Here is a 19,373-nt window from a genome sequence, read left to right as displayed (position 1 = left end):
CCAAGGGACCAAATAAAAAGCGCCAACCGGAATACCAGTTGGCGCTTATATATCGACCAATAGATGACCGGTTAAGAAGCAGCAGCCACTGCCCCCATCATCAATTCCTTGTCCTTCTCGGTAGGATTACCGCGCAGACATAGTCCGCCATTTACCTGTAGATTTTCTCCTGTCATGAAACATTCATCACTGGCCAAAAATACTGCCGCGGCCGCAATATCATCGCTCGTACCAATGCGGCCCAACGGATAACGCGCTTCAAAAGCTTCCACCAGTCCAGGTACCTGGTCAACACCCGCCGTCATGGGCGTGCGTGTAAGGCCCGGCGAAATGCTATTGGCGCGAACCCCTTGCTCACCAAACTCATGTGCAACACAGCGGATGATATGGTCGGTTGCTGCCTTTGTGCCCATATAAGCAGCATGGTCATTGAGCATAATCGTCGCTGTGGCAGAACTGATCTGGATAATCGAACCACCCTTGTCACCCGATGTGCTGTCCGGATTAGTCATCGCCTTGATCATCGCTTGATAAAACTGGAAAGGGCCAACCAGTTGAAGATTTGACATCTTGGTCAGGTCTTCCTGGGTATTTTCCAGAAACGGTTTCAATAGCCCCCATCCGGTTGCATTGACAGCAATATCAACAGCACCCATTTTATCAATTCCGGCTTGTGCAAGTGCGTGAATGTCATCCTCTTTCGTCAGGTCACATACTGCATAATGGCCGCCAAGCTCTTTCGCATAACGTTTCAGCTCATCCTCATTCCGGCCAGCAACCAGAACTTCCGCGCCTTCATCCCGAAACCGTTTTGCGATAACCTGCCCCATATTATCCGCGCCCGCTGCGCCCAGGATAATTGCCTTTTTACCTTCAAGACGTCCCATTGTAATTCTCCTCAATTGCTGATCATGTACGTCAAACTAAATGATCGATGTATGTAAACCACTCTCAATATGGCTATTCTTTGCGTGTTCAGCTTCCCAAAAAAGAAGCCGGGGCAGCGTTGGCTGACCCGGCCCAATTTGACCAACGGGAGAGTTAATCAAAACTTGAAGCTTGCTTCCACAAAGACCTGTCGACCACGATTTTGTGTAACAGAAATATCATCGCCTACTGGCAGCCCTAAGCCTGGACCAGCCAGGAACGGACGTGGGCCACTGGTATTAGTCCAGATTTTATCGGTCAGGTTCACACCAATAAGGGAGAGTTTCCATTTTCCATCACGGTGACCAATAGAGACCGCACCATCAACACTGACATAATCGTCTTGTTTATAGTCTGTCAGAGTGGCTTGGTTGGTGAAATACGAACTTGAATATTGCAAGTTACCGTTCAAACCAAATTCCATGACTGATCCAACAGGGACAGTCCAATCGAACGCAATATTACCGGAAAACTCAGGTGCCCGCGCTGCTCTACGGCCATCCAGATTGGTTTCGTCCCCACTGTTTGGGATACCGTCGGGATCAGCTGTAATAAACTCTTTCGAGAACCTGGCATCAGTATATGCAAGCGAACCTGAAAAGTTCAAACCTGAGACTGGCGTTGCCCAAGCCCACTCAACGTCAATACCTTTGGTGGTTAACTGACTTGCATTAAATGTTTCATATTGAACTTTTGTGCCATCGAAGTTTTGCACCTGAAGATCATCAAAAACATAATAGAAGCCGGAAACGTTAAATGTCACGGACCGGTTTGCAAATTGGCTCTTCACACCAATTTCTCCGCCGATGCCAGTTTCTGATTTAAACCGCAATGAATCGGCCACTGCTTGACGGACTGCCGGATCAGGATCGTTAAACCCTAAGAGGCTAGCAGATGGCAACGCACTATTATCGATACCACCGGATTTAAATCCGGTCTTAAACGCACCGTAAATATTGATGTCAGGTGTCGCTTGATAACGAATAGCAAGTTCAGGAGAAAAGTTATTATCCTTGAACTTAATTGGCCCCGAGAAGAATCCACTACTGATAAACGCAGGAGTAGATGATAGGAATGTATGAACATAGGGGACCGAAATGCGGCTCACCTTGCTTTCATCTGTCCAGCGTAGACCGCCCGAAATCTGTAACTGATCGGTCAGATCCAGCGTTGTACTCGCAAACACAGAGAAGGCTTCGGTTTTTGTATTCTGCTTTTTGAAATAATCAAACGTATTTCCTGTCACAGGATCCGGCGCAATAAGCGAAATATTTACAGCTTGCTGTGATGTTTCCAGATCAATCTCACGGCTTTCATAAAAAGCACCAACCATGAAATTGAACATGCCATCAAAATTACTCGTTAGACGAATTTCCTGTGTAAATTGTTCGGTCTTGTTACGCGGATCGCTTTGACCGGCACCTAATGCTGCTCCCGGAGCGTTCACTGAGTCAAGTGCGGGTGCAATTGCTGATAGAGGAAGACCATTTGGATTAAAGGCTGGACCAACACCGCCATAACTATAGCTATCAAAGTCCACTGAATCGAGATTAAGATAGCCGGAAACTGATGACAGGGTTAGATAGTCGGAAAGATCAAGATCCCATTTCAAACGGCCAAAGAAGATATCGGTTTCACCAAATGGTTTACCTGGATAACGGCCATCGGCACCAGCACTACCGTCAGGAAACTTCCGTGTGAGGACAGGGTTCGGGTCCACCTGCGTTGCATAAGTATTATCGCTTATATCACAGCTTGCTACAGTTGGGATAGCGACAGCACCGCCCAATAGCACAACTTCGTCAGGACGACCATTTGGACCACATTGAATGTCCTGATGCCCTGTAGCACCATCATTTTCATTCTTGATATAATTTAGTTTCAGATTTGCGTTAAAATTGTCAGTCGGATCCCACTGCAGCGTTGCACGACTGACAAATTCTTTCAGACCGCGGGTCCGGTTAATAGCGGGTGTGCCGGGCTCCAATTTCACATAATCGTCAATGTCTGTGTAACGTGCGGCAAGCCGAACACCCAATGTGTCACTGATGGGGCCAGAAATATAACCACCAAAAACTTTTCCGTTCTCTTCAAATTCATAAGACGCTTTGCCCCCTACTTCCCAATCCAGTGTGGGATTGGCCGACCGGATAGATATCACGCCGGCCGATGCACTTTTACCAAAGAAAAGAGACTGGGGACCTTTCAGAACATCTATCTGCTCAACATCAAAAAACCCGGCCTGAACGATCCGCATCGTGCTGACTTGCACACCATCGAAATCGAAAGCCACGGCTGAATCAAAGGCCGCGGAAAGATTGGAAGACCCAACTCCGCGTAAAGATATCTGCCCCCCTGAACCGGAACCGCCTACTGCCACATTCAACGAAGGAACACGATTGACTACATCCGCGATTTCATCAATTTGAAATTTGCCCAACGTATCTCCACCAATAGCGGTGACAGTGACCGGCACTTCTTGCAACGTCTCCTGTTGCTTGCGTGCTGTTACAGTAATAATGTTAGGGTCATTCGCTTCAATACGGCCCTGAGCTTCATCTTCTCCTTGAGCATAAGCAGGCAGTGCAAATCCCAAAAGGGTCAGAGTAGCTGCCGAACCCATTAGCAATGTGCGAACAGGTTTCGCTGAAATCACGCTATTGTTAAGTTTTGTTTGTTTTGTCATCGCTCTCTCCCCTAAAGGCCCGATTAACTATCTAGGCCTTACTTAAGTTACATCACGTCTTTGCATATCTCTGCATCGATGATTGAGCGTTCATCTTAATCATGACTCTTGCGGCGCTCTGCTAGCCAATTTGATAGCTAGCGATCACTCTTGTGGTAATGATGTCACAATATTGGCGCTTCAAATAAGCCGTGAGGCAGGAAAACTAGCGATTTTGACCATTGTCATGCCCAGTAAAACTTCTGCCTATACTATCAAAAGCGCAGTATTCATGAGAGCTAATATGAGTCGATTAGAAGGCAAGATTGCCATAGTTACAGGCGCAGGCTCTGGCATTGGTAAAGCTATTGCTGAAACGTTTGCAAATGAAGGTGCAAAAGTCATCGCCACGGATATCAATGCCGACAATGTAAATAAATTGGCGGCAGCCATCGGTCCGCAGGCAATGCCGCTGCAACAGGATGTTACTGATCCGGTCCGCTGGCAAGAGGTGTTTGAAGAAACACGAAAAGCAATTGGAAATCCGCATATTTTAGTCAACAACGCTGGTCTGGTTATTCCGGCTTCAATTGAAGACTGCACGCTGGATGAATTTCGTCTTACCAATGCCATTATGCTGGAAGGTGTGTTTCTCGGCTGTCAGAATGCTGTAAGAGCTATGAAAAACAATGATCAGCCAAGCTCAATCATCAACTTAAGCTCCATGGCGGCATTGCAAGGTTATTCTCCGTTCCTAGCATATTCCGCGGCTAAAGGAGGCGTAAGATCAATGACCAAATCAGTGGCACTACATTGCAAAGAAAAAAATTACCCGATCCGCTGCAACAGCTTGCATCCCGCTGGCATTGACACGCCAATGGTCCGGCAGGATACTGTTGGTGCAAGGGGTGATTTACCCCCCACAACCGGCATGATCCCGCTAGGCGAACTGGGTCATACCAATGACGTTGCAGAACTGTGCGTCTATCTGGCCAGTGACGCGTCGCGGTTCATGACAGCGGGTGAATATCCTGTGGACAATGGCGCATTATACCAGCCAAGTTAGTCACAAGATCTAGGGGCGGATCAGGCCCCCTTACCTTTCAGAACCGCAGCTACCTGCCCTTGAAATTCAGCAAGGTCAAAATAATCACGCCATTTAGCAATCTTGCCGTTTTCAATTTCAAAAGTTCCCATGACACGAATTTCAATCCATTGCCCGGCCATTTTGAATTTATCAGTACGCTCCGTAAGCACCATATTGCCATTGGTTGCAATTGCATGCACGATCCAATGTGCTCCATCGAAATTAAAGGCTCCGTTAAGAAACGCTTTGACTTCAGTCAGACCATTGCATGGCTCCATCGGGATATTATGATAGAAAATATCATCAGCCATGGCCGAATAGATTGAATCATAATCTAATCGATTCCAGCTTTCTACAAAGTCCAGTACAAGTTTTTCGTTGGCATTTGACATCGTAGCAACTCCTTATTGGTCCGGCGAAACGTCTAATATTAGTTTACCTTGATTGGCTCCGGAAAATAGCTTCATAAAGGCTTCATAGCTATTCTCGATACCTTTCTCGATATCTTCATCATGCTTGATTTTACCTTCTGACAGCCATTGCCCCATCTGCGCGATGCCTTCAGGAAAGCGCGGCGGATAATCACGGACCAGGAAGCCCTTGATTGTTGCCTGACGTGAGACAAGATACCACAAATTGCGTATACCAACAGGTTCAGGACTATTATACTCACTGATCAAACCGCACAGTACGACACGGCCATATTCGTTGATTGCGGTGAGACCGGCATCCAATATTATACCGCCGACATTTTCCCAGATTATATCAACGCCATCGGGCGCAGCGGCAGCAATTTCCGTTTCCAGTTCAGCTTGACTCTTGCCGCGATAATCAATGGCGGCGTCAAACCCATAATCGTCAATTAGACGCGCGCATTTATCTGCGCCACCAGCAATCCCGACTACCCGGCATCCCTTGATCTTGCCAATTTGTCCAACCAGCGACCCAACAGCACCAGCTGCACCTGTTACAAGCAAGGTATCACCTTCCTTGGGCTGGCCATCGTCAATCATTCCGAAATAGGCCGTCATTCCAACCGCACCGAGTACTGACAGGAAATTGGTTGGTGAAGGCACAATAGACGCGTCTACAGGCGTGGTAAATCCACCAGCCTCAACCACCGAAAACTCTTCCATTGCGGCCAACCCGACCACCCATTGTCCTTCAGCAAAATCAGGGTTTTTGGAAGTATGTACCCGTCCTACAGCACTTGCCCGTACTGCATCACCTAATGGAATGGGTGGCATATAACTTTCTTTGTCGCTCATCCATCCCCGCTGGGCAGGATCAAGAGATATATAATGATTACGAACCAAGATTGCGCCATCCGCTAATTCTGGCAAATCTTCCTCAACCAGCTTGAAGTCGCTTGCTTTGGGCTCGCCTTCGGGCCGGTTGACCAGCGTAAATTTTCTGTTGGTCGCCATGTCCATTCTCCTAAAAATAACCGCCCTTAGAGATAGAAGTCTGCCGGCAAGTCTTTCGTGATTTACGACCAGATTGCGGAGACAACGGGCTTATTGAAAATCCTCACAGGGAATAATCCCCCATGAGGAATATTTGATATTTACACGGCCCCTTGCTGCTTTTTTATTTTCTTAGCGAGTGACCATTTGTGAACCTCTGTCGGTCCGTCATAAACGCGGAATGCGCGTACTTCGCGGAATACCTGCTCTACCACCGTATCCCGGCTAAGCCCTGTGCCACCCATGACCTGAACACATTTATCAGCGATGCGGAACAATGCTTCGGAAACTGCAACTTTTGTCATGGAACTTTCGGTTGTGCCAAGTGCGCCGGTGTCTAGCACACGCGCGCACCAATCGATCATCAATTCAGCTTGTTTCAAATCAATCTGGTTTTCCGCCAGCATGAACCCGACACCTTCATGGTCGATCAGTGGTTTGCCAAAGGCCATCCGCTTGCAGGCGTAGTCCGTAGCAATTTCCTGCGCCCGGTCACACGACCCAAGCCAGCGCATACAATGAGTCAGCCGTGCAGGTGCCAAACGAACCTGTGCATATTTGAAGCCTTCACCGCTTTCGCCCAGCATCTGATCAGCCGGTACGCGCAAATTTTCGATATTCACGACGGAGTGACTTCCTGGCATGGAACTATCAATCGTGTCCAATACCCGTTCGATTTTGATAGCCGGATTTGGCAGATCGACCAGGAACATACAGGCGCCATCATCGGACTTCGCCATAACAATACCGACAGTCGCGCCCTTTGCCCCGGTAATAAATGTTTTTCGGCCGTTAATTATCCAATGATTGCCATCAGGTTTTGCCGTGGTCTGCATCATCATCGGATCCGACCCGGCACCATTTTCGCTTGCTGGCTCGGTCATGAAGAAAGACGAACGCGCCGTTCCGTCAATCAATGGTTGCAGAAAATGCGCCTTTTGTTCTGGTGAGGCACATTTGCCGAGAAGGTACATATTCCCTTCATCCGGTGCGAATGTATTGACCGCCAACGGACCAAGGGGTGACAGTCCGGATTTACGTAGCACCAGGGCGGTTTCCAAATGCGTCAGATGGCTACCATCTTCACGGATATGCGGTGTAAGTACGCCAGCCTCTTTAGCCAGAGCCCGCATTTCCTGCACGAGACCATCAGTCGGACCATGCTCTTCACACCTTGGGTCCTTCTCATAATCAAATATCTTATCCCTAACGAATTTCTCAACCTTTTCGGCCAAATCTCGGGCTTCAGTGCTAATTTCGTGATTCAAAAAATAATCCTTTCACCATTTCATCATCCTGAATCTGCTTCAGAATATCAAAAACGCACTCTAAGCCTTTTAGAGATACCGAAACAAGTTCAACGTGACGAAATAAACCTAGCTCAACGCTGCAATATCGTCACAGCTGATACTCCGGGAGCACCATAGACCTGAGTATAGGCCGTCTTGGGATTCCCGGGCACCTGACGCTCCCCAGCGGTACCGCGTAATTGGACGACATTTTCATAAACCTGACGCAAACCGGATGCACCAATCGGTTCACCACAGGCAAGACAACCGCCATCAGTATTGACAGGCAGAGTCCCTTCAATTTCAGTTCGCCCTTCAAGCAGCCATTGCTCCTGATCGCCCGGCTTACAAAATCCGTTCTCCGCCATGTGCATGATTTCCGCCCCCGCTTCAGTATCCTGAAGCTGCGCAAGATCGATATCCTCCGGCCCCATAGCTGCCTGCTCAAAAGCCGCTTTTGCTGCAAGTTCGGTTGCTGAGCCGCCACGTTCATTATCAATTGACGCGGCAAAAACTTCAAATGAACCGGGCGGACGGGTTCGCATAACCGAGGTCTTTAAACGGATTATCGGCCCACCCAATTCTCTGGCCTTTTTCTCGCTCGCAAGGATTAGCGCAACAGCGCCCTCGGCTGGCGAACAGAACATATATTTATTCAACGGGTCACTAATCATTGGCGCGTTCATAATGGTTTCCAGATCAACCTCGCTGCGCCGCCACGCGTGATCGGTCTTGGCCCCATTGCGAAACGCCTTCTCCGCAACCCGCCCAAGTGTTTCGGTGCTAAGATTATGCTCGTGAAGATAGCGCATGATTTTTGCGCCAAAAAATTGCGTAGTGAGCATGTAGCCCGCTTCACCATACCAGTTAGGCAAGCCATAAGCAGCCGGGTCAGCGTTAAACGCGCCGCGCGGATGTTTATCAAAGCCGACCGCCATGCCAAGCTCATATTCGCCGGACTTAATAGCGCTGGCTGCTGCGTTTAGTGCCGAACCACCAGTTGCACAGCCGTTTGATACGTTAATAAACTGAATTCCGGTAAGACCAAGCTGTGACACCATCGTATCAGCCGCGCCGGACGCACTGGAACCACCAAAAGCAAACTCTACATCAGCCCAATCAATCTCCGTATCGGCCAACGCCTGTCGCACCGCATAAATACCCTGGTCCATGCCGTCGCGCCCTTCGGTTCGGCCAAACGGGTGTATACCGGCACCTACAATGCAAACATCGCTCATCTCAATTTCTCCTCAACCATCTTTCAGAACCTTAAACAGGTTTGAAAGCATGTATCATTCGCTGCTCTTCGACCGGGTCGTCAGGGTTTAGCGGGATCGCGGTCAACTCCACCTCCATACCGATTTTGACGTCTCCCGGTTCAACGCCGGTTAGCCGTGCTTCCACCATCGTCTGTCCGGGCAAAGAGACATAGGCGACCACATAGGGCTTAAAGGTCTCGGGATCGGCAGGCCCCAGATAGGGAGATTTCGGCGGAAAACGCTGAACGGTATATGTCCAGACAGTGCCGCGAGTTGCCAATGCTATTGGCTCAATATTATCGTTCGGTGTAAGCGGCAATGGAAACGATATATGCCCCGTCTGTTTGTTCCGCGCGCCCACAAGGGCGGTCATATTATCATCTGTAAACAGATTGTCTGCAATTGGTTGCGCGTTCATCTGCCATCTCCTCTTGATCCCGAAAGCACTAAGCCAAAGTCGGCCTGTCAATAACTGCCAAAACGGCTAGTCAGTTTAATTAATAGCCCGGATGTACGGCAAGCATCCCACCGTCCACCAATAGGTCGCTGCCAGTGACAAAACCTGCATCCTCGCTAGCCAGATATACTGCGGCCCCGGCCATATCCGCGCCCTGCCCCATCCGGTTCAGCGGGGACATGGCAGCAACCCTGTCATACATATCCGGTACGACCTGTTTAGCTTTATCGATAATTCCGGAATGAGTACCGCCCGGCACAATATTGTTGCAGCGGATATTAAGCCCTTGCTGCGCGCAGTGCACCGCCACGGACCGCGTCAACATGCGTACCGCACTTTTAGAAGCGGTATAGGCGACATCCCCGGGAAGAGCCGCGAAAGCAGATGTTGACGCGATATTTATGATCGCACCCGATGATCCGCCAGAGTTTTTTTTCATCACTCCGATCGCGCTCTGACATCCCAGCATCACACCGGTCAGGTTAATAGCCAGCAAATGATGCCAGCTATCAAGATCGATTTCCTCAATTGTCTTACCCATCACAATTCCAGCATTGTTAACCAGTATATCAAGTCGACCAAATTCCGCTTGCGCCCTATCCATCACAGATTGCCAACCGGATGCTTCTGAGACATTTTGTTCCATAAACAATGCCCCCGCATCATTGGCAATTTTTTGCCCTTGTTCGAGCTGAATATCCGTTGACAGCACCCTTGCCCCCTCGGCAACGAACCGCTGGACCATCGCTGCGCCGATCCCACTGGCTCCCCCGGTGATAATAGCCGTTTTTCCTTTCAGGCGCTTCGTCATATACTCCCCCTCTAATTTTATCGGATTAGGGAGACGCCCTGACGGACCCTACCTACAAAGTTAAATAGTTTGTTGCTACAGAGTCTAAAGAAACCCTTGCGGTTGAGGTAAAGACCAAATTGACCGGCCCATCCCGTTTGAGCGCCCACTCGGTAGATTTCTACAATCTGTGCAATAATCAGTTATAACTACAGACCTGCAATCCGGCATATTGGGTTTTAATCGCATGTAATTAAGCACAATAACCTACTTACATGTAACATGACCGATCTTAATATCCTGACCGTTTGGCCAGTCGATCAATATGGAAACCCGCATCGCCAAACATTTGCTGGGCAATATGAACTCTCTTGAAATAAAGCCCGACATCATATTCGTCGGTTACACCGACCCCACCATGCATCTGAATGGCTTCCTGAGTAGATAATTGCGCTGTCGCACCTGATTTTGCTTTCGCCATCGAACAGGTGGCAAAAGAGCTCTCAAAATCATCATCCAACAGTTGAAGAGATTTTAACACAGCCGATTTGGTCATCTCTATCTCGGTCGCGAGATGGGCAGCGCGGTGCTGCAACCCTTGAAACGAACCAATTTTCTGACCAAACTGCTCCCGCTCTTTGAGATAATTTGTAGTTATGCTAAAAGCCTGTTGAGAAGACCCTGACAATTCTGCGCTTAACACCGCTCTACCAGCAGACAGTATTCCTTCCAGTGCAGCATAACCGCTATCCAACTCACCCAGAATATCAGCGCCTGTTACCTCAAGGTTATCGACTGTAATATTTGCAGCATTACGACTATCGACCATCGGCGTGTATGTTCGTTCAATTTCGGCAGCATCAGCGTTGACTAGGAACAATGTAATCCCCGACAGATCATCAACCTCACCTGATGTACGTGCTGCGATGATAAGCTTATCTGCGACATTCCCGTCAGCGATAAATGTTTTGGACCCAGAAAGAATATAACCGTTGCCACTGGATGTCGCTGAAAATTCGATATGCTCGGGGCGGTGTCGCGGACCTTCGTCAACCGCGAGCGCGAACAATGTTGAACCATCAGAAATCGATGCCAGATGCTCGTCCTTCTGTTTGGCGGTGCCATAGCGCTGAACCGCTGTAGCGCCCAAAACAGATGTCGAGAAAAACGGCGAAGCAGTCAGATTGCGCCCCATCTGCTCTGCTAGCACACCTGCGCCAACATAACCAAAATCGCTGCCGCCATAAGCTTCACTTACAATGATACCAGCCCAACCCATCGCAGCCATTTCCTGCCACAAGCTGCGAGAGAAGCCATCGGGATTTTTGGAATCCCGTAACTCCCTTAGCGCCGAAACTGGAGCGTTTTCGGTCAAAAATCCATCTGCTGCATCTCGCAGCATTTCCTGTTCTTCGGTGAGAATAAGGGCCATATTTTTTCGCCTGTCTAGGTACCAGAATTAATTACTGGGCAATTCCAAAACACGTTTGGAAATAATGTTAAGTTGAATCTCGGTCGTGCCACCAAGAATTGAATAGGCACGATTGTACAGCCAAGTATTAGCTAAACTATCTTGTTCAATCCCGTCGGGGCCAATGATCGCAGCCTCTGTGCCATCAATATCCATGCGCAACTCGCTTCCCTTTTTGGTAAGTTCGGAAGCAACATATTTCAGCATGGATGATTTAGCGCCAAGGCCATTGCCCGCATCGGCTTCATCATTCATCCGCTCAACAGTCAGCGTATAAGCCCAATCATCAACCTCAGCTTGTGCGATTTTCTGACGTAATGCAGGATCATCCAATCGCCCCGTGGCATCCAAACCGATTTTTTCAGCTGCATATCTGCCTAGGTTTTCTGGCCCCTTTGCACCACGCAAAGGAGACATTGTGCCTAGCATTCCGCGCTCGTGAACCAGCAGGTTTTTCGCCACATCCCAACCGCGATTAACCTCTCCAACCACGGACAAATTGCCGTCCCCGTAAGATTTGGGAACTTTCACATTGTCTAAAAAGGTTTCGCAAAATGGCGAATGGCCAGAAATGAGTACAATCGGCTTTACGCTGACCCCCTCACTAGCCATGTCGATTAGTATAAATGTAATTCCCTTATGCTTGGGAGCGTCAAAATCTGTCCGCACCAAACAGAATATCCAGTCAGAAATATCGGCATTTGATGTCCAGACTTTCTGTCCATTGATCAACCAATGATCGCCCTTATCTTCACATTTCGTATTGAGTGATGCGAGATCGGAACCAGCACCGGGCTCAGAATACCCTTGGCACCAGCGAATTTCACCACGTGCAATACCGCGCAGATGCATAAGCTTTTGCTCATGCGTGCCAAACGCCAATAGAGCAGGACCAAGCATGGAGATGCCGAAATTGCTTAACGGCTTACGCGCACCAATCCGGGCATATTCTTCGGCAAGAATTTTGGCCTCGGCGGATGACAGCCCGGCTCCGCCATATTCGCGTGGCCATGTCGGAACAGTGTAACCCTTTTCCAAAGCTGCATCAAACCAGCGCTTTTGAGCATCAGACTGAAACTCCCACTGCCGGCCACCCCAACATTGATTCTCAGCAGTTATATCACCATCACGCATTTCCTCCGGGCAGTTTTCTGCCAGCCAAGCGCGGGTTTCAGCACGGAATTTCTCTAGATCGCTCATATTTTCCCTCTTGTCATGTAGCCATCTTATTGCAGGCGGCGACGGGCTGGCACTGCGTAAATAGTTAGCGCAAACAACATATCAGACTGACCGTGCGCCCAATCGCATATCCCATCACACGCGCAATCAGACCGACTAATATGCAACCGGCCGGTCAGTGGTACGTCAATCCAGCCGCAACAATTGTTTACCGAAATTCTGCCCTGCGAATAAACGCTTCAACGTATCCGGGATATTATCAAAGCCCTCCTGGATATCCTCCTTAAAGGTAATCTTTCCCTCTTTGATCCATTGGCGCATACGCTTCTGCGCTTCGGGAAATTCACTCATATAATCGAGAACAATAAATCCCGACATCGTTCCGCGTTTGAAAATCAGATTAAAATAGTTTTCCGGACCGGCAGGCATATCACCTTGCTCGTAGCGAGATATACCACCGCAAATCGCAATTCGCGCGTGCATTGCAATATGCGCCAGCGCATCGTTTAAAATCTTACCGCCAACATTATCGTAAAACACATTAATTGATTGATTGCACAGCTCCTTGAGCTTGGCGCGGACGTCATCACTTTTATAATCTATGGCATGGTCATAGCCGACATCCTGAGTCAGCCAGTCACATTTTTCCTTACCGCCTGCAATACCAATGGTCCTGCATCCAGCAATCTTACCAATCTGACCAACCATAGAACCAGTGGCACCAGCCGCGCCCGAGACCACCAATGTATCACCTGGCTGAGGCCGACCATGTTTCAATAGGCCAAAATAGGCTGTCATCCCGGTTGTACCGAGCGCACCAAGATTAGCTGCTAGCAGCTCGTCGTCAGGAACTTTTTTCAGCTCACTACCTGGTAACATCGCATAATCCTGCCAGCGAAGTCCGCCCATAACCTTGTCACCTACGGTAAAGTCAGGATCTCGCGACTCAACGACAGTCCCGATACCGCTGGCACGCATCACTTCACCAATTTCCGTTGGAGCGACATAACCGCCAATATTTTCCATCCAGCCTTTTTGCGCTGGGTCGAAACCAAGAATCTCGTTCTTCACCAATACATGCCCTTCGGCAACATCCGGGACCGGTGTTACGACCTTTTTGAAATCATCATCCACTAGTCCGCGACCCTTAGGACGTCCGTTGATCAGCCACTGCCTGTTTTCAGTCATTTTATTCTCCGATTTCGTACTATTTTGTTCTGATAGCCCCAAGCTCTGCGATGATATAACTGCCAGCTTTGATAGCTATGCTGATTCAGCAGTAGTTAAGATAGGGGGACGGCCTTAGCTTATGATAGAAAGGCGTGTTTCGCTTGCTTGCAAAATAATATGCTAAAAACGCAAAGAATTTGCGGTTTTTTTTGATTATAGCGATTATATAGAAGTCACTATTCAGCGACGAAAATCGACAAGAAAATTTGGGACTAAATCGCCCGCCTATCTGCCATACTCCCTATAACAATAGTGGCAGCTATTTGGACCTGCGCTATTTAGGAATGCAAAGCGTTGACCCGACAGAGGTCAGTTAATCAATGACCACCAAGAATGGAGTGAAGCCTTGAGCGATATACAAATGGCAGAAAAAGATGTCCTGATAGACATCTTCACCCGCGCAGACCTGATCATGCAGTCGGATATTAAATTCCGCAAGATGATCGGCGGCGGTCAATTGCAAATAGTTTATTACCCTGTGCGCGGTCAAGAAGTGGTCGCTTCCGCTATGATGGCCGCGATCAATCAGGAGGATTATCTCGTCACCATTTACCGCGGTCTGCATGACCAGCTTGCAAAAGGGATTCCATCTAAAGATTTATGGGCAGAGTTTGCCGGCAAAGCCACCGGCACTTGCAAAGGCAAAGGTGGTCCGATGCATATAACCCATCCCGAAACGGGCGTCATGGTTACAACAGGCATTGTCGGCTCGGGTATTCCTATTGCCAATGGCTTGGCTCTGGCTAGCCAGCTGGACAAGGATAATAAAGTTACGGTTTGTTGCTTCGGTGATGGCGCTTCTAACATTGGCGCATTTCATGAGGGCCTGAATATGGCTCAGATATGGAAACTGCCGGTCATTTTTCTCTGCCAGAATAACCTGTACTCCGAACATACTCCTATGGAATTTGCTACCAGTTCAAAAACTATAAAGCAGCGTGGTGACGGCTTGGGTATGCGATCTGTGCGTGTCAACGGCAATGACGCCAGCGAAATGTATGCCGCAGCCAAAGAGGCCGTAGAATATGCTCGTGCTGGCAATGGGCCTACCCTGATCGAGGCGATGACCTTCCGTTTTCATGGTCATTTACTAGGTGACACCGGCCATTACATTCCGAAAGAGGAGATGGAACAGGCGTTAAAGGATGATCCGATGCCTATCCTTCGCCAGCAACTGCTCGATATTCAAGTTAGCGAAGCGGACATCGCTGCTATTGAAGCTAAAAATGCCGCGATAATTGAAGAAGCCGCACAATTTGCCCTCGATAGTGATTATCCGTCCGGAGATGAATATCGTATCGATGTTTTAGACGTGGAGATAGCAGCATGAGCACCCCCGAAAATAAAGAAGCACCTAAGCAGATCATGTTCGCTCAAGCCTGTAATATGGCGATGGCCAAAGCGATGGCCGATGATCCCAAAGTTATCCTTCTGGGCGAAGATATTGCCGACGAACAAGGCGGCGGCGTATTCAAAGTGACGGCTGGCCTCTCAGACAAATATGGTACTGATCGTGTACGTTCCACTCCCATTTCAGAACAGGCGATTGTCGGCGCAGCTGTTGGTTCGGCATTAGTTGGTTACAAGCCTGTCGCAGAAATCATGTTGATGAATTTCGTCACCATAGCAATGGACCAGATTGTCAATCATGCTGCTAAATTACGCTTCATGTCGGGCGGTCAGACCAGCGTGCCATTAACCATTCGTACCACTACCGGAGCAGGTACAGGCCTTGGCGGTCAACATAGCGACATGCTGGAAGCATGGTTCGCACATGTTCCTGGCCTGAAAGTGGTAGCGGCATCCAATCCGGCAGATGCTTATGGCCTGCTCTATTCGTCTATCATGGATGATAATCCAGTGATCTTCATTGAGAACACACCGACATATTTCACGAAAGGACCGGCCCCGGCGCCAGATCATGTAGTGCCACTAGGCAAAGCGTCTGTTCCGCGCGAGGGAACCGATATCAGCTTGATCACATATGGCCGCGGCGTTGGCGCATCCCATGCCGTTGCGGAAAAACTAGCCGCAGATGGTATTTCTTGTGAAGTAGTAGATCTGCGTACGATTGCCCCGTTTGACGAAGAAACCGTCTTGAAAAGCGTTGCTAAAACCAAAGCCGCAGTTGTTGTACATGAGGCAGTGAAGAACTTCGGCACAGGTGCAGAGATTTCATCGCGCATCCATGAAGAGTTATTCTCTGAACTCAAGGCCCCGGTCGGGCGGGTCGGGTCAGGCTACGCGCCCGTCCCGTTTTCTCCCACGATTGAAAAGGCATGGATGTTTAGCGAAGACGATATTGAACGCGAAATCCGCAAGATATTAGGGTAAATTAAATTATGGCTACTGAAATTCGTATACCAAAACTAGGCTTTAGCATGGAAGTCGGTACGCTAGCTGAATGGCTGGTACCTGACGGCTCCGATGTTACGGAAGGGCAGGAAATCTATGCCCTCGAAAATGATAAATCCACCCAAGAAGTAGAATCGCCAGCAACTGGAAAACTCAAGATTATAATTAGCGCAACAGGGGAAGAATATCCGGTGGGTGAACTAATTGGTGTAATAGAGTAATCAACTAAACTCGACCAAGCCCCCCCTCCTATCATTATTAACAGTGATGTTGGGTTGACTAGAAAACCAAACAGCGCGACAAGAGACATAGATACGAAGCCCTAATTCAGGGCTTCCTAGAGGATAAGTGCTGTAATGTCAGAGAATTTTGTCGAAGAAATACCGGAGTTTTCCAAAAGTACATTCCGTCGTAATCTGGATAGTGTTACAATCACCAGTCCAGCCGGAATTCGTCCTGCAGCAGAAGCAATTCACAATATCTCGAAATCTTATAATTTTCGGATCGCTGCCAGTGCGGATATTTCGTCAAAAGCGCATATGGTTGATGCCGAGGGAGAGTTAATCAATAAGGATATTTTTGGTTGGGTTGCCGAAGGCGAACGATGGTGGGAAGATACACGGCTCGCGCTTAGTTCTCCTCTACCTCGCGCATGCCGCTATGAAAGTGAACCAGTCTGGTGCAACGCAGAAGGGTTTCACGGTCATTGGCAGAATGAATATCTTAATGAGATAGACCTGAAAAGTTTTTATGACGGCTATGGACCGACCAGCGCCAAAACACATATATTGATCCCGATCCATTTGCCTTTTGGACAAATCGCTGCGGTCAGCTTTTCTCCACTAGATATTAGCGTCACCGACCTCAGCGAGCCCTTTCGGCTCTACTCAGACTTTTTATCTATCGTTACTCGACGTTTTATTACAGGTTATGTTCTAGCTATGCGTCAGAAACACCGGATGCCAGCTAATTGTATTTTATCTAAACGTGAAGCCGAATGTCTACATTGGGCCGCTATTGGTAAAACGGACAAAGAAATCAGCATGATATTGTCTTTGAGCCATGCGACTATTCGCTATCACGTCAATCGTGCCGGACAAAAGCTCAATAGTGTCAACCGTGGGCAGACTATTTTCAAGGCTGGTCAATTAGGTTATCTGGGTGCGACCGATTGATACGCGGAAAATAACGAAGTATCTATTTCCGTAATAGCGCGAATACTCCGGTCATAGTCATTAACAAGCGCTCACCCGTTACGATATTCCCGTGGCAATAAGCCGTGCGCTTGCCTTTGCGATCAATGTGAGCATGAGCCACGACCCAATCCCCCAACTTAGCTCCACTAAGAAAGTTGGTATTGAGATTTATTGTTGCAATGGGCAGACGCGGTTGCTCACTGACAAAAAGCTGATAGCTTAACGCAACATCAGCTAAGGTCGTCATCACACCGCCATGGGCAACGTTAATACCGTTGATATGATCCGTCGTAATACGGATGCCGACCGCTATATGGTCGGCATCCTTTCGCGTGAAATAAGGTCCTGCTACATCTAGAAATCCAGTCGAGAAATTCGCGGGCGCAAATCCATCGGGGACAATTTCCATAACCTTAGGCCGAAGCTTTACGTTTCGGACTCTTAGGCGGCTCTTCACTTGTCAGCCACAATTCAAGAGTATCGTGGAAATGGCGCAACTTCGATTCCTGGTAGCTAGCAAAGATCGCAGTACCATTGGGCTGGCTTTTAATACCTTTTTGCATGGCTTTGTGATTTAGATAATCCTGATTAAACACCTTGGCCAGATAACTACCTAGAGCAGTAGCTTCGGTGTAATCATCATCCAGATCAAGGAACTTACATTCTGCTGGTTCCGGTCGCTCTGCACCTTCTGGCAGAGGAATCATGTACATCACCTCATGCAAGGATTGCTCAGGATTGTCACCATCGGGGCGGAACCGATAAAAAATCGGATTAAAATCAGCCCATGGGCTAATATTCGGGAACACACTGTAGAAGATCGCATCGGTTAAATCAGCATCACTAATCGTATCAACTCTATCACCCCACGTCGGTCGCATTTGCTCCCGCCGTGCCTGCGCGGCTTCATCTCGGTTGGCATGAGCCGAAACACCCGTGAATTCCATTGGCATTTTTTCGTCGGCAGGGGCAATTTTACCACCTATCCAGTTGCACAAATGAGGATCAGCTGATTTCAGCTCACCTTCGATATATTGGCCTTCCATATCAAAAATACCGCTCTTGCCATTAGGTAAAGAGACCTCGACCCGGTTTTCTTCCAGGCGCTTGAATAGATGCTTACTGATTGGATGAATAAAGCTTTGAAACGCTTTACCATCGGGGAACGCCGAGGGATCTGGGTTTTCAAGACCTGTATGAGGACTTGGCGAACCATGAGCAGACATGGCACGGGACAAATTGTGCCATACATCATATTTGCTGTTTGCATCAGCAAAAGCCGGTAACAGCTCCGGGTGTGTGCCGACCACATGATAAGATTCCATAAAGGCTTCCTGAGCGATTTTCCAATTGCACGGCAAACGCTTGATTACGTGAGCAGCCTTGTACCGACGCTCAAAAGGAATCTGGAAATGGCGATCCAGATCGCCCAGAAAATCTTCTAGAGGCTCACAATTAGGATCCGGGTTGATAAATACAAAGCCACCCCATTCGCCAACGCTAACCGGCTTAAGACTATGTGTTTCCTCACTGACAGTTGGAAAATCCCATTCGCAAGGCACTTCTTTCAGCTTGCCATTCAATTCCCATGACCAACCATGAAACGGACAGCGCAGTACTTTCTGCTCCTTTTTATGATGGTCGCATATTGAACGACCGCGGTGCATACAACTGTTAGGGAAGGCCTTGATCTCGTCCTCTGACACACGCACGATAAGAAAGGACAAGCCTGCAATATCATAAACGTGAGTATCACCGACCGCTCTGATATCATCTTTATGGCAAGCCATTTGCCAGACCCGCTTCCAGAGCATTTCTACTTCCCGGTCATGTTCTTCCTTTGTCCAGTAGCGACTGACATCAACGGTTGTCAGCCCTGGTTCCATAGGAGACTCTTCAAAAAACACGTCCGGGGCGCGCACCTTGTCGCCTTCCAACAATTCAGTATAAGAAATGCCATTTGACCTATTATGCCCAGTTAACGTCTCGACCATGTCTATTC

Annotated in this window: 18 protein-coding genes; 5 read left to right on the top strand and 13 right to left on the bottom strand. The window is 48.5% G+C overall.

Going from position 1 to position 19,373, the window contains the following annotated elements; translation table 11 throughout:
- Positions 1 to 71: 71 nt before the first annotated feature.
- Together AB1K62_RS08835 and AB1K62_RS08830 are read right to left on the bottom strand one after the other, a co-directional pair.
- Entirely contained in the window at positions 72 to 887 is an 816-nt protein-coding gene (locus tag AB1K62_RS08835) for an SDR family oxidoreductase (protein ID WP_367003041.1), read from the bottom strand.
- Positions 888 to 1,045: 158 nt separating this feature from the next.
- Positions 1,046 to 3,613: a TonB-dependent receptor gene (locus AB1K62_RS08830; RefSeq protein WP_367003039.1), complete on the bottom strand. Its 2,568-nt coding sequence runs from the start codon at positions 3,611 to 3,613 to the stop codon at positions 1,046 to 1,048.
- A 283-nt stretch (positions 3,614 to 3,896) separates the two neighbouring features.
- Here AB1K62_RS08830 and AB1K62_RS08825 point away from each other — a divergent pair, with 283 nt between their 5' ends.
- Positions 3,897 to 4,658, top strand: coding sequence for an SDR family oxidoreductase (locus tag AB1K62_RS08825; protein WP_367003037.1), 762 nt, complete (start codon positions 3,897 to 3,899; stop codon positions 4,656 to 4,658).
- A 20-nt stretch (positions 4,659 to 4,678) separates the two neighbouring features.
- On the opposite strand, the gene AB1K62_RS08820 is transcribed toward AB1K62_RS08825, so the two are convergent.
- The 9 genes from AB1K62_RS08820 to AB1K62_RS08780 form a co-directional block, all read right to left on the bottom strand.
- Positions 4,679 to 5,071: a limonene-1,2-epoxide hydrolase family protein gene (locus tag AB1K62_RS08820; protein ID WP_367003034.1), complete on the bottom strand. Its 393-nt coding sequence runs from the start codon at positions 5,069 to 5,071 to the stop codon at positions 4,679 to 4,681.
- A 12-nt stretch (positions 5,072 to 5,083) separates the two neighbouring features.
- Positions 5,084 to 6,106 (bottom strand): NADP-dependent oxidoreductase, encoded by a 1,023-nt coding sequence (locus AB1K62_RS08815; RefSeq protein WP_367003033.1) that lies wholly within the window; start codon positions 6,104 to 6,106, stop codon positions 5,084 to 5,086.
- Positions 6,107 to 6,246: 140 nt separating this feature from the next.
- Positions 6,247 to 7,413 carry an acyl-CoA dehydrogenase gene (locus AB1K62_RS08810; RefSeq protein ID WP_367003032.1) on the bottom strand — a complete coding sequence of 389 codons (1,167 nt, stop codon included), beginning with the start codon at positions 7,411 to 7,413 and terminating at the stop codon, positions 6,247 to 6,249.
- A gap of 113 nt (positions 7,414 to 7,526) precedes the next feature.
- Positions 7,527 to 8,672 (bottom strand): thiolase family protein, encoded by a 1,146-nt coding sequence (locus AB1K62_RS08805; RefSeq protein WP_367003030.1) that lies wholly within the window; start codon positions 8,670 to 8,672, stop codon positions 7,527 to 7,529.
- Between the two features lie 31 nt (positions 8,673 to 8,703).
- On the bottom strand, positions 8,704 to 9,111 hold the full coding sequence (locus AB1K62_RS08800) for an OB-fold domain-containing protein (RefSeq protein WP_367003029.1): 408 nt from the start codon (positions 9,109 to 9,111) through the stop codon (positions 8,704 to 8,706).
- Between the two features lie 79 nt (positions 9,112 to 9,190).
- Positions 9,191 to 9,961, bottom strand: coding sequence for an SDR family oxidoreductase (locus AB1K62_RS08795; protein WP_367003028.1), 771 nt, complete (start codon positions 9,959 to 9,961; stop codon positions 9,191 to 9,193).
- Positions 9,962 to 10,232: 271 nt separating this feature from the next.
- Positions 10,233 to 11,372: an acyl-CoA dehydrogenase gene (locus tag AB1K62_RS08790; RefSeq protein ID WP_367003026.1), complete on the bottom strand. Its 1,140-nt coding sequence runs from the start codon at positions 11,370 to 11,372 to the stop codon at positions 10,233 to 10,235.
- Between the two features lie 27 nt (positions 11,373 to 11,399).
- Complete coding sequence (locus AB1K62_RS08785; protein WP_367003024.1) at positions 11,400 to 12,611, bottom strand: acyl-CoA dehydrogenase family protein; 1,212 nt, start codon at positions 12,609 to 12,611, stop codon at positions 11,400 to 11,402.
- Between the two features lie 165 nt (positions 12,612 to 12,776).
- Complete coding sequence (locus AB1K62_RS08780) at positions 12,777 to 13,778, bottom strand: NADP-dependent oxidoreductase (RefSeq protein ID WP_367003023.1); 1,002 nt, start codon at positions 13,776 to 13,778, stop codon at positions 12,777 to 12,779.
- Between the two features lie 388 nt (positions 13,779 to 14,166).
- Between AB1K62_RS08780 and AB1K62_RS08775 the strand changes: the two genes are divergently transcribed.
- From AB1K62_RS08775 to AB1K62_RS08760, 4 genes are all read left to right on the top strand, one after another.
- On the top strand, positions 14,167 to 15,150 hold the full coding sequence (locus tag AB1K62_RS08775) for a thiamine pyrophosphate-dependent dehydrogenase E1 component subunit alpha (protein ID WP_367003020.1): 984 nt from the start codon (positions 14,167 to 14,169) through the stop codon (positions 15,148 to 15,150).
- Positions 15,147 to 16,154: an alpha-ketoacid dehydrogenase subunit beta gene (locus tag AB1K62_RS08770; RefSeq protein ID WP_367003018.1), complete on the top strand. Its 1,008-nt coding sequence runs from the start codon at positions 15,147 to 15,149 to the stop codon at positions 16,152 to 16,154. The genes AB1K62_RS08775 and AB1K62_RS08770 overlap by 4 nt, the downstream gene beginning before the upstream one ends.
- An 8-nt stretch (positions 16,155 to 16,162) precedes the next feature.
- Entirely contained in the window at positions 16,163 to 16,396 is a 234-nt protein-coding gene (locus AB1K62_RS08765; RefSeq protein ID WP_367003017.1) for a biotin/lipoyl-containing protein, read from the top strand.
- Between the two features lie 135 nt (positions 16,397 to 16,531).
- On the top strand, positions 16,532 to 17,350 hold the full coding sequence (locus AB1K62_RS08760; protein ID WP_367003016.1) for a helix-turn-helix transcriptional regulator: 819 nt from the start codon (positions 16,532 to 16,534) through the stop codon (positions 17,348 to 17,350).
- A 22-nt stretch (positions 17,351 to 17,372) separates the two neighbouring features.
- Here AB1K62_RS08760 and AB1K62_RS08755 read toward each other — a convergent pair whose 3' ends face one another.
- Together AB1K62_RS08755 and AB1K62_RS08750 are read right to left on the bottom strand one after the other, a co-directional pair.
- A complete protein-coding gene (locus AB1K62_RS08755; RefSeq protein WP_367003015.1) occupies positions 17,373 to 17,780 on the bottom strand; it encodes a PaaI family thioesterase in 408 nt (135 codons plus the stop codon).
- A 4-nt stretch (positions 17,781 to 17,784) separates the two neighbouring features.
- Entirely contained in the window at positions 17,785 to 19,365 is a 1,581-nt protein-coding gene (locus AB1K62_RS08750) for an aromatic ring-hydroxylating dioxygenase subunit alpha (protein WP_367003013.1), read from the bottom strand.
- Positions 19,366 to 19,373 lie beyond the last annotated feature (8 nt).

Origin of the sequence: Parasphingorhabdus sp. JC815 (genome assembly GCF_040717415.1) — a bacterium.
GTDB lineage: Bacteria > Pseudomonadota > Alphaproteobacteria > Sphingomonadales > Sphingomonadaceae > Parasphingorhabdus.
The sequence above is the reverse complement of the archived record's forward strand: the minus strand, read 5'-3'. Positions and strand labels throughout refer to the sequence as shown.

Coding starts and splice junctions, on each gene's coding strand:
- AB1K62_RS08835 (WP_367003041.1), bottom strand. CDS start 887: ATGGGACGTCTTGAAGGTAAAAAGGCAATTATCCTGGGCGCAGCGGGC.
- AB1K62_RS08830 (WP_367003039.1), bottom strand. CDS start 3,613: ATGACAAAACAAACAAAACTTAACAATAGCGTGATTTCAGCGAAACCT.
- AB1K62_RS08825 (WP_367003037.1), top strand. CDS start 3,897: ATGAGTCGATTAGAAGGCAAGATTGCCATAGTTACAGGCGCAGGCTCT.
- AB1K62_RS08820 (WP_367003034.1), bottom strand. CDS start 5,071: ATGTCAAATGCCAACGAAAAACTTGTACTGGACTTTGTAGAAAGCTGG.
- AB1K62_RS08815 (WP_367003033.1), bottom strand. CDS start 6,106: ATGGCGACCAACAGAAAATTTACGCTGGTCAACCGGCCCGAAGGCGAG.
- AB1K62_RS08805 (WP_367003030.1), bottom strand. CDS start 8,672: ATGAGCGATGTTTGCATTGTAGGTGCCGGTATACACCCGTTTGGCCGA.
- AB1K62_RS08800 (WP_367003029.1), bottom strand. CDS start 9,111: ATGAACGCGCAACCAATTGCAGACAATCTGTTTACAGATGATAATATG.
- AB1K62_RS08795 (WP_367003028.1), bottom strand. CDS start 9,961: ATGACGAAGCGCCTGAAAGGAAAAACGGCTATTATCACCGGGGGAGCC.
- AB1K62_RS08790 (WP_367003026.1), bottom strand. CDS start 11,372: ATGGCCCTTATTCTCACCGAAGAACAGGAAATGCTGCGAGATGCAGCA.
- AB1K62_RS08785 (WP_367003024.1), bottom strand. CDS start 12,611: ATGAGCGATCTAGAGAAATTCCGTGCTGAAACCCGCGCTTGGCTGGCA.
- AB1K62_RS08780 (WP_367003023.1), bottom strand. CDS start 13,778: ATGACTGAAAACAGGCAGTGGCTGATCAACGGACGTCCTAAGGGTCGC.
- AB1K62_RS08770 (WP_367003018.1), top strand. CDS start 15,147: ATGAGCACCCCCGAAAATAAAGAAGCACCTAAGCAGATCATGTTCGCT.
- AB1K62_RS08765 (WP_367003017.1), top strand. CDS start 16,163: ATGGCTACTGAAATTCGTATACCAAAACTAGGCTTTAGCATGGAAGTC.
- AB1K62_RS08760 (WP_367003016.1), top strand. CDS start 16,532: ATGTCAGAGAATTTTGTCGAAGAAATACCGGAGTTTTCCAAAAGTACA.
- AB1K62_RS08755 (WP_367003015.1), bottom strand. CDS start 17,780: ATGGAAATTGTCCCCGATGGATTTGCGCCCGCGAATTTCTCGACTGGA.
- AB1K62_RS08750 (WP_367003013.1), bottom strand. CDS start 19,365: ATGGTCGAGACGTTAACTGGGCATAATAGGTCAAATGGCATTTCTTAT.